The sequence below is a fragment of the Lelliottia sp. 7254-16 genome, from assembly GCF_002922995.1.
Lineage (GTDB): Bacteria > Pseudomonadota > Gammaproteobacteria > Enterobacterales > Enterobacteriaceae > Enterobacter > Enterobacter jeotgali.
Window position 1 is genome coordinate 43,332 of record NZ_PQVS01000020.1, and the last position, 14,254, is coordinate 57,585.

The 14,254-nt window shown below is 53.8% G+C and carries 12 protein-coding genes; 9 read left to right on the plus strand and 3 right to left on the minus strand.

The window, feature by feature from the left end; all coding sequences use genetic code 11:
• The first annotated feature begins 59 nt into the window (after window positions 1-59).
• The 7 genes from clpP (at window position 60) to C3708_RS20825 (ending at window position 8,222) form a co-directional block, all read left to right on the plus strand.
• Entirely contained in the window at window positions 60-683 is a 624-nt protein-coding gene (gene clpP / locus C3708_RS20795) for an ATP-dependent Clp endopeptidase proteolytic subunit ClpP (protein ID WP_003021624.1), read from the plus strand.
• 127 nt (window positions 684-810) lie between these two features.
• Window positions 811-2,085: an ATP-dependent protease ATP-binding subunit ClpX gene (gene clpX, locus C3708_RS20800; protein WP_095281003.1), complete on the plus strand. Its 1,275-nt coding sequence runs from the start codon at window positions 811-813 to the stop codon at window positions 2,083-2,085.
• Window positions 2,086-2,266: 181 nt separating this feature from the next.
• A complete protein-coding gene (gene lon, locus C3708_RS20805) occupies window positions 2,267-4,621 on the plus strand; it encodes an endopeptidase La (RefSeq protein WP_095281004.1) in 2,355 nt (784 codons plus the stop codon).
• A gap of 210 nt (window positions 4,622-4,831) precedes the next feature.
• Window positions 4,832-5,104: a nucleoid-associated protein HU-beta gene (gene hupB / locus C3708_RS20810; protein ID WP_010428111.1), complete on the plus strand. Its 273-nt coding sequence runs from the start codon at window positions 4,832-4,834 to the stop codon at window positions 5,102-5,104.
• Between the two features lie 211 nt (window positions 5,105-5,315).
• Window positions 5,316-7,190 (plus strand): peptidylprolyl isomerase, encoded by a 1,875-nt coding sequence (gene ppiD, locus C3708_RS20815; protein WP_103950117.1) that lies wholly within the window; start codon window positions 5,316-5,318, stop codon window positions 7,188-7,190.
• A gap of 148 nt (window positions 7,191-7,338) precedes the next feature.
• Window positions 7,339-7,725 (plus strand): helix-hairpin-helix domain-containing protein, encoded by a 387-nt coding sequence (locus C3708_RS20820; RefSeq protein ID WP_103950118.1) that lies wholly within the window; start codon window positions 7,339-7,341, stop codon window positions 7,723-7,725.
• Between the two features lie 98 nt (window positions 7,726-7,823).
• Window positions 7,824-8,222: a YbgC/FadM family acyl-CoA thioesterase gene (locus tag C3708_RS20825; protein WP_095281007.1), complete on the plus strand. Its 399-nt coding sequence runs from the start codon at window positions 7,824-7,826 to the stop codon at window positions 8,220-8,222.
• 42 nt (window positions 8,223-8,264) lie between these two features.
• Here the strand turns inward: C3708_RS20825 and queC are convergent, their stop codons facing one another.
• The 3 genes from queC to C3708_RS20840 form a co-directional block, all read right to left on the minus strand.
• Entirely contained in the window at window positions 8,265-8,960 is a 696-nt protein-coding gene (queC, locus tag C3708_RS20830; RefSeq protein WP_095281008.1) for a 7-cyano-7-deazaguanine synthase QueC, read from the minus strand.
• A 66-nt stretch (window positions 8,961-9,026) separates the two neighbouring features.
• On the minus strand, window positions 9,027-10,727 hold the full coding sequence (locus C3708_RS20835) for an SgrR family transcriptional regulator (RefSeq protein WP_103950119.1): 1,701 nt from the start codon (window positions 10,725-10,727) through the stop codon (window positions 9,027-9,029).
• Window positions 10,728-10,751: 24 nt separating this feature from the next.
• Window positions 10,752-11,657: a LysR substrate-binding domain-containing protein gene (locus C3708_RS20840; RefSeq protein WP_095281010.1), complete on the minus strand. Its 906-nt coding sequence runs from the start codon at window positions 11,655-11,657 to the stop codon at window positions 10,752-10,754.
• A 191-nt stretch (window positions 11,658-11,848) separates the two neighbouring features.
• Between C3708_RS20840 and C3708_RS20845 the strand changes: the two genes are divergently transcribed.
• Together C3708_RS20845 and C3708_RS20850 are read left to right on the plus strand one after the other, a co-directional pair.
• Window positions 11,849-13,045, plus strand: coding sequence for an MFS transporter (locus C3708_RS20845; protein ID WP_103950120.1), 1,197 nt, complete (start codon window positions 11,849-11,851; stop codon window positions 13,043-13,045).
• Complete coding sequence (locus C3708_RS20850; protein ID WP_103950121.1) at window positions 13,035-14,219, plus strand: amidohydrolase; 1,185 nt, start codon at window positions 13,035-13,037, stop codon at window positions 14,217-14,219. The genes C3708_RS20845 and C3708_RS20850 overlap by 11 nt, the downstream gene beginning before the upstream one ends.
• Window positions 14,220-14,254: the final 35 nt, after the last annotated feature.

The following is a 14,254-nucleotide window of genomic DNA, read 5'->3' on the forward strand; positions in this document are numbered from 1 at the left end:
GTCCATAAGGTTACAATCAGTACAGCAGGTATTTTCCAATTTTTATCCAGGAGACGGAAATGTCATACAGTGGCGAACGAGATAACTTTGCACCCCATATGGCTCTGGTGCCAATGGTTATTGAACAGACCTCTCGCGGGGAACGTTCTTTTGATATCTATTCCCGTCTGCTCAAGGAACGCGTAATCTTTCTGACCGGCCAGGTGGAAGACCACATGGCAAACCTGATCGTGGCGCAGATGCTGTTCCTGGAAGCGGAAAACCCGGAAAAAGACATTTACCTGTATATTAACTCCCCAGGCGGTGTCATCACTGCCGGGATGTCCATTTATGACACCATGCAGTTCATCAAGCCTGACGTCAGCACCATTTGTATGGGGCAGGCGGCATCTATGGGGGCGTTCCTGCTGACGGCAGGCGCGAAGGGCAAACGTTTCTGTCTGCCAAATTCCCGCGTGATGATTCACCAGCCGCTGGGCGGATACCAGGGTCAGGCGACAGACATTGAAATTCATGCGCGTGAAATCCTGAAAGTGAAAGGGCGCATGAATGAACTTATGGCGCACCACACGGGTCAATCACTTGAGCAGATCGAGCGTGATACCGAGCGCGATCGCTTCCTCTCCGCATCAGAGGCAGTTGAGTACGGCTTAGTCGACTCCATTTTGACCCATCGTAATTGATGCCCACGGCGCGAGTGTGCCGCTATACTAAGGTAGGGCGGCACTTTGCTTGATTGCGACTTGCGCCTGAGAATGGCATTTGCGTCGTCATGTGCGGCACAAAGAACTTAAAAAGAGGTTTGGACTCATGACAGATAAACGCAAAGATGGTTCGGGCAAACTGCTGTACTGCTCTTTTTGCGGCAAGAGCCAGCATGAAGTGCGTAAACTGATTGCCGGGCCGTCCGTGTATATCTGCGACGAATGTGTCGATTTATGTAACGACATCATCCGCGAAGAGATTAAAGAAGTAGCGCCTCATCGTGAGCGCAGCGCATTGCCGACCCCGCACGAGATCCGTCATCATCTTGATGATTATGTGATCGGCCAGGAACCGGCTAAAAAAGTGCTGGCAGTTGCAGTGTACAACCACTACAAACGTCTGCGTAACGGCGATACCAGCAATGGCGTTGAGTTGGGCAAAAGTAACATTTTGCTGATCGGGCCAACGGGTTCCGGTAAAACGCTGCTGGCTGAAACGCTGGCACGCCTGCTGGATGTTCCGTTTACTATGGCAGATGCCACCACATTGACCGAAGCCGGTTATGTGGGTGAAGACGTTGAAAACATCATTCAGAAGCTGCTGCAGAAGTGCGACTACGACGTACAGAAAGCACAGCGCGGTATCGTGTATATCGATGAGATCGACAAGATCTCGCGTAAATCCGATAACCCATCTATCACCCGTGACGTGTCGGGCGAAGGTGTACAGCAGGCTCTGCTGAAACTGATCGAAGGTACGGTTGCCGCTGTTCCGCCGCAGGGTGGTCGTAAGCATCCGCAGCAGGAGTTCTTGCAGGTAGATACCTCCAAGATCCTCTTCATCTGTGGCGGTGCGTTTGCAGGCCTGGATAAAGTGATCGCTAACCGCGTAGAAACCGGCTCCGGCATTGGTTTTGGCGCGACGGTGAAAGCCAAGTCTGAGAAAGCGAACGAAGGCGAACTGCTGTCGCAGGTCGAGCCAGAAGATTTGATCAAGTTTGGTCTGATCCCTGAGTTCATCGGTCGTCTGCCGGTGGTGGCAACGCTGAATGAGCTGAGCGAAGATGCGCTGATTCAGATCCTGAAAGAGCCGAAAAATGCGCTGACCAAGCAGTATCAGGCATTGTTCAATCTGGAAGGCGTGGATCTGGAATTCCGTGACGAAGCGCTGGTCGCTATCGCCAAGAAAGCGATGGTCCGTAAAACGGGTGCGCGTGGTTTGCGCTCTATCGTTGAAGCGGCGCTGCTCGATACCATGTACGATTTACCGTCCATGGAAGATGTCGAGAAAGTGGTGATCGACGAGTCCGTTATCAGCGGCCAAAGCAAACCAATGCTGATGTATGGCAAGCCGGAAGCCCAGCAGGCATCTGGCGAATAATTAGCCAAACCATACAAGCAGTTAATCAAAAAGGGGGGATTTTATCTCCCCTTTTATTTTTCCGTATTCATAGCGTTGAATGTGTGGGAAACATCCCCATATACTGGTTACATGTTTATGGTTGTGTAACACAGTGACATGACCTGCTTACCTGGCGGACACTAAACTAAGAGAGAGCTCTATGAATCCTGAGCGTTCTGAACGCATTGAAATCCCCGTATTGCCGCTGCGCGATGTGGTGGTTTATCCGCACATGGTCATACCCTTATTTGTAGGGCGGGAAAAATCTATCCGTTGCCTTGAAGCCGCCATGGATCATGATAAAAAAATCATGCTGGTTGCGCAGAAAGAAGCATCAACGGATGAGCCGGGTGTAAACGATCTTTTCACCGTCGGGACCGTGGCCTCTATTTTACAAATGCTGAAGCTGCCTGACGGCACCGTGAAGGTGCTGGTAGAAGGCTTGCAGCGTGCGCGAATCACCACTCTTTCTGACGACGGCGAGCACTTCTCTGCGAAAGCGGAGTACCTTGAGTCTCCTGCGCTCGACGAGCGTGAGCAGGAAGTGCTGGTGCGCACCGCGATTAGCCAGTTCGAAGGCTACATCAAGCTCAACAAAAAAATCCCACCAGAAGTGCTGACGTCGCTCAATAGCATCGACGATCCTGCACGTCTGGCAGATACCATCGCTGCACACATGCCGCTGAAGCTGGCTGACAAACAGTCTGTGCTGGAGATGTCCGACGTGAATGAACGTCTGGAATATCTGATGGCGATGATGGAATCTGAAATCGATCTGCTGCAGGTTGAGAAACGCATTCGCAACCGTGTCAAAAAGCAGATGGAAAAATCCCAGCGCGAGTACTATCTGAACGAGCAAATGAAAGCCATTCAGAAAGAACTCGGCGAGATGGACGACGCGCCGGACGAAAACGAAGCGCTGAAGCGTAAGATCGACGCGGCGAAAATGCCGAAAGAGGCAAAAGAAAAAGCCGAAGCTGAACTGCAGAAGCTGAAAATGATGTCTCCGATGTCGGCTGAAGCGACCGTGGTTCGCGGCTATATCGAATGGATGGTTCAGGTTCCGTGGAACGCGCGTAGCAAGGTCAAAAAAGACCTGCGTCAGGCGCAAGAAATCCTCGACACCGACCATTACGGCCTCGAACGCGTCAAGGATCGCATCCTTGAGTACCTCGCGGTTCAGAGCCGTGTGAACAAACTTAAAGGCCCGATTCTGTGCCTGGTAGGGCCTCCTGGTGTGGGTAAAACTTCTCTGGGTCAGTCCATTGCTAAAGCCACCGGACGTAAATACATCCGTATGGCGCTTGGCGGCGTGCGTGACGAAGCAGAAATTCGCGGTCACCGTCGTACTTACATCGGCTCTATGCCGGGTAAACTGATTCAGAAAATGGCGAAAGTGGGCGTTAAAAACCCGCTGTTCCTGCTCGATGAGATCGACAAAATGTCCTCGGACATGCGTGGCGATCCGGCGTCTGCTCTGCTTGAAGTGTTAGATCCAGAACAGAACGTGGCGTTCAGCGATCACTACCTGGAAGTCGATTACGATCTCAGCGATGTCATGTTCGTAGCGACCTCTAACTCCATGAACATTCCGGCACCGCTGCTGGATCGTATGGAAGTGATCCGTCTTTCCGGTTACACCGAAGACGAAAAACTGAACATCGCCAAACGTCACCTGTTGTCGAAACAGATTGAGCGTAACGCGCTGAAAGAGAGCGAAATTACAGTCGACGATAGTGCCATTATCAGCATTATTCGTTACTACACTCGCGAAGCGGGCGTGCGTAGCCTTGAGCGTGAAATCTCGAAACTGTGCCGTAAGGCGGTTAAACAGCTTCTGCTGGATAAAACGCTGAAACACATTGAGATTAACGGCGACAATTTGCACGAATATCTGGGCGTACAGCGCTTCGATTACGGCCGTGCCGATAATGAAAACCGCGTCGGTCAAGTGACGGGTCTGGCATGGACTGAAGTGGGCGGCGATCTGCTGACCATCGAAACCGCCTGTGTTCCAGGCAAAGGTAAGCTGACCTATACCGGTTCTCTGGGTGAAGTCATGCAGGAGTCCATTCAGGCGGCGCTGACTGTGGTCCGTGCGCGTGCGGAGAAACTGGGTATCAACCCGGACTTCTACGAAAAACGCGACATCCACGTCCACGTTCCAGAAGGGGCAACACCGAAGGACGGTCCAAGTGCGGGTATCGCGATGTGTACCGCGCTGGTTTCTTGCCTGACGGGTAACCCGGTGCGAGCTGATGTCGCCATGACCGGTGAGATCACCCTGCGTGGTCTGGTGCTGCCAATCGGTGGTTTGAAAGAAAAACTGCTGGCTGCGCACCGCGGTGGTATCAAAACCGTATTGATCCCGCATGAGAACAAACGTGATCTGGAAGAGATTCCTGACAATGTTATCGCCGATCTGGATATCCATCCGGTGAAACGCATTGAAGAGGTTCTGAGCCTCGCGCTGCAGAATGAGCCCTCTGGAATGCAGGTTGTAACCGCAAAATAGTGACCTCGCGCAAAGAGCGTTAAGAAAAACAAGGCTGGCAGGTGATTTCTTACTTGCCAGCCTTTTTTTGTATAGCTAATTTAGATTGCTGATTGGGTTAGCCATCAACAACGGGTGTTGTAAGGTCATGGCAGGCCTGATATAACTGCTGCGCGGTCGCGTCGTGAAGGATTCACGCGCGATATAAATTATAAAGAGAGGAAGAGAACAGTGAATAAATCTCAACTGATTGACAAAATTGCTGCGGGTGCTGATATCTCTAAAGCTGCGGCTGGACGTGCATTAGATGCATTAATTGCCTCTGTAACTGAATCTCTGCAGTCCGGGGATGACGTTGCGCTGGTAGGTTTTGGTACTTTTGCTGTTAAAGAGCGTGCTGCCCGTACTGGCCGCAACCCTCAGACCGGTAAAGAGATCACCATCGCTGCCGCTAAAGTGCCAGGTTTCCGTGCAGGTAAAGCACTGAAAGACGCAGTAAACTGATCGCTTTCTCGTTCAAGGGAAGTTGAAAAGTACAAGGGCGCATCATTTGATGTGCCTTTTTTGTTTGTCCAGCGCGACTTTATGTGACTTTATGCGCGTTGTGGGCTGACATTTACCCCTGTTTCTTGTCACAATACGACCTTACGCGCTGCGGTCAGGATTTTCCCCAGCGTGAGGTCACCAGTCACCTACAGCGGAGTGTGGTTTCACCATGATGGACAACTTACGCACGGCTGCTAACAGTCTCGTGCTCAAGATTATTTTCGGTATCATTATCGTGTCGTTTATTTTGACCGGCGTGAGTGGATACCTGATTGGCGGAAGTAGCAACTACGCCGCAAAAGTGAATGGCCAGGAAATTAGCCGGGGGCAGTTTGAAAATGCCTTTGCCGGAGAACGTAACCGCATGCAGCAGCAACTGGGCGAACAGTTCTCTGAGCTTGCAGCGAACGAAGGCTACATGAAAACCTTACGTCAGCAGACCGTGAATCGTCTTATCGACGAAGCGCTGCTGGATCAGTATGCCAAACATCTGGGCTTGGGCATCAGCGATGAGCAGGTTAAGAAAGCGATTTTCGTGACGCCAGCTTTCCAGAACAACGGCAAATTCGACAACACGCGCTATACCTCTATCGTCAACCAGATGGGCATGACCCCGGATCAGTACGCTCAGGCGCTGCGCAATCAGCTGACCACTCAGCAACTGATCAATGCGGTTGTCGGTACTGATTTCATGCTCAAGGGCGAAACTGACGAACTGGCCGCTCTGGTTGCTCAGCAGCGTGTGGTTCGCACCGCGACTATCGACGTCAATGCGCTGGCGGCTAAACAACAGGTCACAGACGAAGAAGTTAATGCTTACTATGAGCAGAATAAAAACAACTTCACCTCTCCTGAACAGTTCCGCGTGAGCTACATCAAGCTGGATGCCGCTGCGATGCAGGAAAACGCGTCTGACAGCGAAATCCAGTCTTACTACGATCAGCATCAGGATCAGTTCACTCAGGCGCAGCGTAACCGCTACAGCGTGATTCAGACCAAAACCGAGGCCGATGCCAAGGCGATTGTCGACGAGCTAACCAAAGGCGCTGATTTTGCCGCACTGGCGAAAGAAAAATCCACCGATATCATCTCTGCGAAAAATGGCGGTGATATGGGCTGGCTGGAAGATGCCACCACCCCTGATGAGCTGAAAAACGCAGGCCTGAAAGAGAAAGGTCAACTCTCTGGTGTGATCAAATCTTCCGTTGGCTTCCTGGTGGCGCGTCTGGATGATGTCCAGCCTGCCAAAACCAAGCCGCTGGCTGACGTTCGCGATGACATCGCGGCGAAAGTGAAGCAGGAAAAAGCGCTGGATGCTTACTACGCCTTGCAGCAGAAAGTGAGTGACGCGGCAAGCAATGACAACGAATCCCTGGCAGGCGCAGAACAGGCCGCTGGCGTGAAAGCCGTTGAAACAGGCTGGTTCGGTCACGATAACCTGCCAGAAGAGCTGAACTTCAAACCGGTTGCCGATGCTATCTTTAACGGTGGCCTGGTCGGTGAGAACGGCACGCCGGGCAGCAACTCTGACATCATTACCGTGGACGGCGATCGTGCGTTTGTGGTGCGCGTGGCGGAACATAAAGCTGAAGCCATCAAACCGTTGGATGCTGTGAAAGATCAGATTGCAACGCTTGTGAAGCACACCAAAGCGGAACAGCAGGCGAAGCTGGATGCAGAAAAACTGCTGACTGAGCTGAAAGCGGGCAAAGGTGATGCCGCGATGAAGGCGGCTGGTCTGAGCTTCGGCGAGCCGAAAACGCTGAGCCGTACCGGTCAGGATCCTGTTAGCCAGGCTGCGTTTGGTCTAAGCCTGCCTGCGAAGGATAAACCGAGCTTCGGCACGGCTTCTGACATGCAGGGCAACGTTGTTCTGCTGGCGCTGGATGAAGTCAAAGCAGGCACCATGCCGGAAGAGCAGAAAAAGGCGATGGTTCAGGGGATCACCCAGAACAATGCCCAGATCGCTTTCGAGGCACTGATGAGCAACCTGCGTAAAGACGCTAAAATCAAGCTGGGCGATATCATTACACAGCAGCAGTAATTACGGCGCTGCTCGCAGATTTTCGCAACGCTCTGCAACATTCAAAGGCCGCTTTCGCGGCCTTTTCCATTTCTGAAATCTGCTGTTTGTTCTTGTTTCTGTGGGCGGCTATCGTTGCCTGGCTGTCAACAAACAAGGAGATAACAGCATGAAACATGGAATCAAAGCACTTTTAATTACGCTCGCAATCGCCACGACAGGAATGAGTTTTAGCGCACTGGCGGCGACACCAGCGGCGAAAACACATGCAGTATCCACAACCGCAGAAGCTCCCGGCGCTGAACCGGGGGCTGCGCAAACTAAGGCAAAGGTCAGTGATAAAGCGGCCGAGGATGAAGGAACCAGGGTCAGTATCAATTCGGCATCGGCAGAAGATCTGGCTCGTGCCATGAACGGCGTTGGCCTGAAAAAAGCGCAGGCGATTGTCGGCTACCGCGATGAATATGGCCCATTTAAAACAGTCGACGACCTGAAGCAGGTGCCTGGGATTGGCAGCGCGCTGGTTGAGCGCAACCTCGCTCACCTGATGCTGTAATCACACAATAACTTGCAGAGTGGCAAAATTTTGCCAGGATAAAGAGGTCATACCAGTTATGATCTCTTACCCTATAACAACTTCAAGGTTAGTGCGCTATGCAGACTCAGATCAAAGTACGCGGTTATCATCTCGATGTTTACCAGCATGTGAATAATGCTCGTTATCTCGAGTTCCTCGAAGAAGCCCGCTGGGATGGGCTGGAGAACAGTGAAAGCTTCCAGTGGCTCACGGCACACAACATCGCTTTTGTGGTCGCCAATATCAACATCAACTACCGTCGTCCGGCCGTGCTTGGCGATCGCCTGACGGTGACCAGTCAGTTGCAACAGCTAAACGGTAAGAGCGGCGTGTTGAGCCAGGTCGTGACACTCGACCCGGAAGGGCAGGTTGTGGCCGATGCGCTGATTACCTTTGTCTGTATCGATTTGAAAACGCAGAAGGCGCTTCCGCTGGAAGGGGAATTACGCGAAAAGCTTGATCTGTTAATTGAATAATTTGCGACCGGGTGAAGGTGATTCACCCGGTCAAACAGCGGCTTACTTTAGTCCGGTCTTTTTCTTCATCAGCGCCATTACCCCAGGCTTATCGGCCAGATAATGATTCAGACCGTTGGCACGCAGGTTACAGGCGGCGCATTGACCACAGCCGTCGCCTTTGATGCCGTTATAGCAGGTCAGGGTTTCGTTGCGAACCAGGTCGAGTTTGCCCCAGTAATCGGCTAGCGCCCAGGTCTCGGCTTTATCCAGCCACATTAGCGGCGTTTCAAAGCGGGTTTCTTTCGCCATGCCGAGATCGACGGCGTGATTGAGCGCTTTCACGAACTCGTCGCGGCAGTCCGGGTAGCCGGAGAAATCGGTTTCACACACGCCGGTGATCACCGCTTCGGCTTTCACCTGGTAGGCGTAAATGGCGGTGAGCGTCAGGAACAGGATATTGCGGCCAGGCACGAAGGTATTTGGAATGCCGCTGGAATCTGGTTCATAGTCGGGGACAGGAATACTGTCGCGCGTCAGGCTGCTGACGGCCAGTTCGTTTAACAGTGTGACGTCCAGTACCTTGTGCGCGCGTGCGCCCAGTTTCAGCGCCAGTTCGCGGGCAACGTCGATTTCAGCGCGGTGGCGCTGACCATAATCAAACGTCACACAATGCACTTCATCATATTGTTGCAGGGCCTGAATCAGGCAGGTGGTGGAATCTTGTCCTCCGCTGAACACGACGACGGCACGTTTCATAAATAGTCTCAACAGTATCGGCAAAAACAATATGGTAACGCCTGGCAAGCTGGGCGACCAGCTTCTTCACGTGTTCGGGGCCGGCAGCCAGGCCTTAGAAAAATCAAACCAGCCACGTGTGTTCAGGCTAATCCCGTTCACCCCCGGCGGGGCGCTGATCTGATACTGATAGTTAAACAGCGGCGTCAGTACCGCATTTCCCATAAGGTGGCTGAATATTGACTGAAGACCTGCGTGACGAGTGTGCTCATTGACCTGTGTTTGTACCGAATCGAGTGTCGCCTGAAGGTGGGTAAATTGTGGTGCGCTTAACAGATGCGGCCACAGCGTATCGCAACGTAACCACTGCTCTAGCGTATATCCCGGCGCCTCACCGATCAGTCTGTCGCCCATCATCAGGTCGGCTTCGGCAAAATAGCTACAGCCATCCCAGGTTTTAGCATCGTGAAAAATGACCTTCAGCGTGCAGCCATGCTTTGCCAGGTACTGTTTTAACTGTTCAGCCATCGTATGCAACTCGACTGGCAGATGATAAATCAGAGTTAGTGTTTCGGGTAAAACGACGTTTTCGAGTGATGACCATTCGGGAATCGTCCACCCGGGCAGCAATTCGTGAGCCGGAGTGATCAGGTTTTCATCCAAGGGTAGCGTGTGCAGAAGGGTCGTATGATGGATGATATTGATTAACCGCCGCGCCTGAAGTTGACTTAAACGCGGGCTCTGTTTCAGCGTGAGATAGCAAAAGCCCAGGCTCGTGCTGCTGCTGACCAGGCGCAGATTGGCCAGTTCATCAGGTTCGCCGATGGCGATTTGCACCGGATGGCGACAGCTGGTGCCTAAATCCTGCTCGAACAGTTGCGGCGTTATCCAGAATTCAATCGCTTTGAGCAGCGGATGGCTGAGGTGATATTGCTCATGGCTCTCGAGGCGCACCAAATCCGGCTCAAACACCGTGAGACGAAACGGACCGCTGCCGATCAAGGGAAGATCGGGATGCACCAGACGACTGCAATAGCTTGCCAGACGATGCGCCAGCCAAAAATCCGGTTGATGCAACACAAAGGTCAGACACTGAGGATGCGTCACTTCAACGTGAAGCACGCTATTAAACAGGCGTCGTAGCGCGGGAAGGGCAAACAGCGCTGTCAGGCTCGATTGCAGTTGCGCTGTTTCGACCTTATCGCCGTTATGCCAGTGCAGCGTAGAGCGGATATAAAAATGCCAGCGCAATCCATCGGCAGACACCTCCCAGTGGTGGGCCAAATCGCCAACGGGTTCGCGGCTGTCGCCGTCGAATCGGGTCAGCCCGGAGAATACCTGGCCGACAAGATGCTGCTCCGCGCGCCCCGGTAAAAAGCCGGAATGGAGCGGGTCGAGCGAGCGGTAGTAGGGGATGCGCAGCGTCGGCGTGTCGTTCTGCCACTGCCCGCCGAGGAAAGGATGCAGTAACGCGCGCAGTTCCGGGGCATCCAACTGCGCCAGCTCCAGGGCGTCATGTTGCAGCCCACGCGTCAGCGCCTGCTCCATCATCTCATTGCGCAGGCTGTCGGGTGTGACGTGAAAGGTCAGGGTGCCGCGTTTGCCGCGCCCGGACTGGGCCTGCCAGCTCAGCCAGCCGGCCTCCTGAGCCTGGCGCAGCAGTGTTCGCACGTGCCGTTCGCTGCAAAAGCAACGCGTCGCCAGTTCGGCCACAGTAATTTGCTGTGGCTCACCGGCGGAAGGCAGCCAGAGACGTTGAAACTGATTCAGTCTGTTAAGTTGACGCATCGTCGCTGCCCTGGTGGTAAAAAGTTAATGCCAATGGTACGTCTGACAGTGTTGACGCAGCAGATCCAGCAAACGGCGTGCCGTAAATGTCAGCGGCGATTTTTGCGAATACAGCACGTGATATTCCGCCTGCGGCAGGCTGTCGATATTCAGCATACACAGCTGGTCCTGCAAGCCGAACGGGGCCTGCATCGCGCGCGCCACGATGGTCAGATAGTCAGACTTTAGCACCAGACTCAGCCCGGAGATCATTGAATCCGTGCGCAGGGGCGTTTGCGCCAACGGCGGCAGAAGTTCATTCACCGCTAGCTGCTGGTAATACCCCATATCGGTTTCTGGCAGCACCCAACGTGCATGCTGCAACGCGTCGAAGGTTGTCGCCTCTGCCAGCGGATGTCCTTTGCGGGCGATAATGCCGAACGAGGCATTGAACAGCGGCTCGCGCACCAGATCGTCCAGCGGGAACCCTGGCCCGGCAGTACCGACGGCGAAATCCAGCCGTCCCTCGCGCAGCGCCGGTAACAGCATCGACAGCTGTCCCTCTTTCACCAACAGCGTGGACTGGGGAAATTGCGCTTTGAAGGCGTCGTTTAGCGCCGGGAAAACCGTTACCGCGAGGAGTGAGGAGAACCCCATCGCCACCGCTCCTTGCGAGAACTGGTCGATCTGACGGATCTCATCGGCGGCCCGTTCCAGCTCCTCCAGAATAAATTGCATCCGCTGGGAAAATGCCCGCCCGGTTTCCGTTAGGGTCATCCCCTGGTTTCCGCGCACGATGAGGCGGGTCTCCAGCGTTTGCTCCAGTTCGCGCAACGTTCTGCTGACTGCGGGCTGAGATTGACCTAACGCCCGTGCCGCCCCGCGAATACTGCCGCTGCGGATAACCTGCTGAAACACCTTCAGTTGCTGCAACTTTGGCAAATAACGCAACGCCAGCCCCTATCAGTAAAAAGTATCACCTGTACAAAAATTGTATCTTATGGCGGGGTGGTAAAGCTGCTAACGTCGATGCAGATAAAACATAAAACGTTGTTGTTCAGTCTGTTATGTGATGCGTGTCGCATTTTACCTTCACCTGTCGATAACCCTCCGGCGAGGTGATAACAAAAGAGATATCGGCTATGAAGAATCGTTTTCTGATGATTTTCCTGCTCTTTGTCGGCTATGTGGTGGTGTATCTCGACAAAACGGTGATGGGCTTTGCTCTGCTGCCCATCGAACGAGAGTTTGACCTTCGTCCCGAGCAACTAGGTTACATTACCGGGATTTTCTTCCTCGCCTATTCACTGTTTCAGATTCCAGCGGGCTGGCTGAACGATCGGTTTGGCTACAAAAAAGTGCTGAGTATGTCGCTGTGTCTGCTCGGCGGCTTCGCTCTCTGCTTTGGTATGCTGGGTTTCGGTCTGGGGCTGCTGGTGACGTTCCGCTTTTTATCCGGCGTCGGTCATTCCGGCTATCCGTGTTCCTGCGCCAAAGCCGTTGTCTCTAATTTCCCTCTTGAAAAGCGCACCTTTGCCCAATCGATATTGCTCTCTTCGGCTGGCCTGGCCATGACCGCCGGTCCGCTGGTTGCCGTGTATAGCCTGAATTCGCTGGGCTGGCGCGGCTCTTTTTCGATTCTCGGCCTGCTGGCCTTCGCAATTGCCGTCGCGATTATGCTGTGGGTGCCCAATCCGGCGCCCGTGAAAGCGCGGGCCGGAGCTGTCACCGGTTATCGCACGTTGCTGAAAAACCCGATTGTGGTCCTGCTGTTCATCTCGATTTTTTGCATCAACATTCCGTCCTACGGCCTGATGGCGTGGCTGCCGAAGTATCTTGTGCAGCAGCGCGGCATGACGCTGGATATTTCCGGTTTGGTTGTCGCGGCGGGAGGGCTGGGGATCTGGATTTCGTCGCTGGCGACCGGCTGGCTGGTGGGGCGCTATATGCAGGGCAAAGAGCCGAAAGTGATTTTTTGCTGCGCGTTGCTCAGCGCGCTCTGCATCTGGCTGGTTTACGGTTCTACCTCGGCGCTTACCGCCGGGTTGTTCCTGTTCCTCGGCTACGTGTTCCTGATGGCTGCTTTCGTCACCGTTTTCACCTTACCGATGAAACGACTGCCGCCAGAGGTAATGGGCGCGGCGATGGGGATCATTAATACCGGTGGGACGCTGGGCGGATTTGTCGCCCCGATTGTGATGGGGTATCTGATCACTGTCAGCCACGGCTACCTGTCGACGTTTGTTTTTCTGGCGCTGGCAATGGTGATTGCCGGGCTTGCCATGCTGCCGCTGAAAACGCGCCAGGCATTAACTGAGGAGAAGTATGATGGCGTTTAATTTTGAAACGATGCTGGCTGAAGTGAAAGACGATGTTTTACGCTGGCGCAGACACATTCATGCTCATCCTGAACTCTCATTTCAGGAGCATAAAACGGCGGATTATATTGCCGACGCGCTGGCCGGTTTTGGCGGCCTGACGTTGACGCGACTGACACCCAATAGCGTAATTGCCGATTTGAAAGGGGCCTATGAAGGGCCGTGCTACGCGTTGCGGGCTGATATCGACGCGCTACCCATCCAGGAAGAAAACGACGAAGCGTTTTGCTCGACGGTACCGGGCGTAATGCACGCCTGCGGCCATGACGCTCATGCCGCGATGTTGCTCGGCGCGGCAAAAGTGCTGACGCAGTGTCAGTCGATGCTGCACGGTTCGGTACGCTTCATCTTCCAGCATGCGGAAGAGGTGCCGCCCGGTGGTGCACAGGAGCTGGTGGATCTGGGCGTTCTCGACGGCGTGGAGAAAATCTTCGGGCTGCATGTGATGCCTAATTTCCCAACCGGCGAAGTGGTGCTGAAAGAGGGCGTGTTTTGCGCTTCCACGGACAACTTCGATATCACCATTGAAGGCAAAGGCGGACATGGCTCGATGCCGCATCTCTGTATCGACCCGGTGACGATCGGTGCAGAAGTGGTGATGGCCCTGCAAAACGTAGTGTCACGCCGCACCGATCCGCTTCAGGTACCGGTACTGACCATCGCCACTTTCCAGAGCGGAGAGAGCTATAACGTGATCCCGGAGCGCGTCAAACTCGCAGGAACGCTACGAACTCACCACGACAGTGTGCGCCAGCAGGTGCCGCAGCAGATGGAGCAGATCATCACCGGGATCACCGCCGCGCACGGCGCACGCTTTACTCTGAGCTGGACGCGAGGCTACGCCAGTGGCAACAACCATCCCGATGCCTGTGTTATTGCACGCAAAGTGGTCAGCGATGCGCTGGGAGAGCAGGCATTACACGAGATGACTTATCCGCTGTTTGGTGGCGAAGATTTTTCGTCATACCAGCAAAAAGTGCCAGGCTGCTTCGTGTTTATTGGCAGCGGCAATCAGCAAATTGGCGCAACTTACGGTGTACATAATCCGCGATTCCGCCTGGATGAAGCGGCGCTCCAGATCGGCGTCAAACTCCATGTCGGTTTTATTCAACATCTGCTGCTCAATCAGGCCTGATTTTACTGCCTCAAGACGCTGCCCCGGCAGCGTTT

Coding starts and splice junctions, on each gene's coding strand:
- clpP (WP_003021624.1), top strand. CDS start 60: ATGTCATACAGTGGCGAACGAGATAACTTTGCACCCCATATGGCTCTG.
- clpX (WP_095281003.1), top strand. CDS start 811: ATGACAGATAAACGCAAAGATGGTTCGGGCAAACTGCTGTACTGCTCT.
- lon (WP_095281004.1), top strand. CDS start 2,267: ATGAATCCTGAGCGTTCTGAACGCATTGAAATCCCCGTATTGCCGCTG.
- ppiD (WP_103950117.1), top strand. CDS start 5,316: ATGATGGACAACTTACGCACGGCTGCTAACAGTCTCGTGCTCAAGATT.
- C3708_RS20820 (WP_103950118.1), top strand. CDS start 7,339: ATGAAACATGGAATCAAAGCACTTTTAATTACGCTCGCAATCGCCACG.
- C3708_RS20825 (WP_095281007.1), top strand. CDS start 7,824: ATGCAGACTCAGATCAAAGTACGCGGTTATCATCTCGATGTTTACCAG.
- queC (WP_095281008.1), bottom strand. CDS start 8,960: ATGAAACGTGCCGTCGTCGTGTTCAGCGGAGGACAAGATTCCACCACC.
- C3708_RS20835 (WP_103950119.1), bottom strand. CDS start 10,727: ATGCGTCAACTTAACAGACTGAATCAGTTTCAACGTCTCTGGCTGCCT.
- C3708_RS20845 (WP_103950120.1), top strand. CDS start 11,849: ATGAAGAATCGTTTTCTGATGATTTTCCTGCTCTTTGTCGGCTATGTG.
- C3708_RS20850 (WP_103950121.1), top strand. CDS start 13,035: ATGGCGTTTAATTTTGAAACGATGCTGGCTGAAGTGAAAGACGATGTT.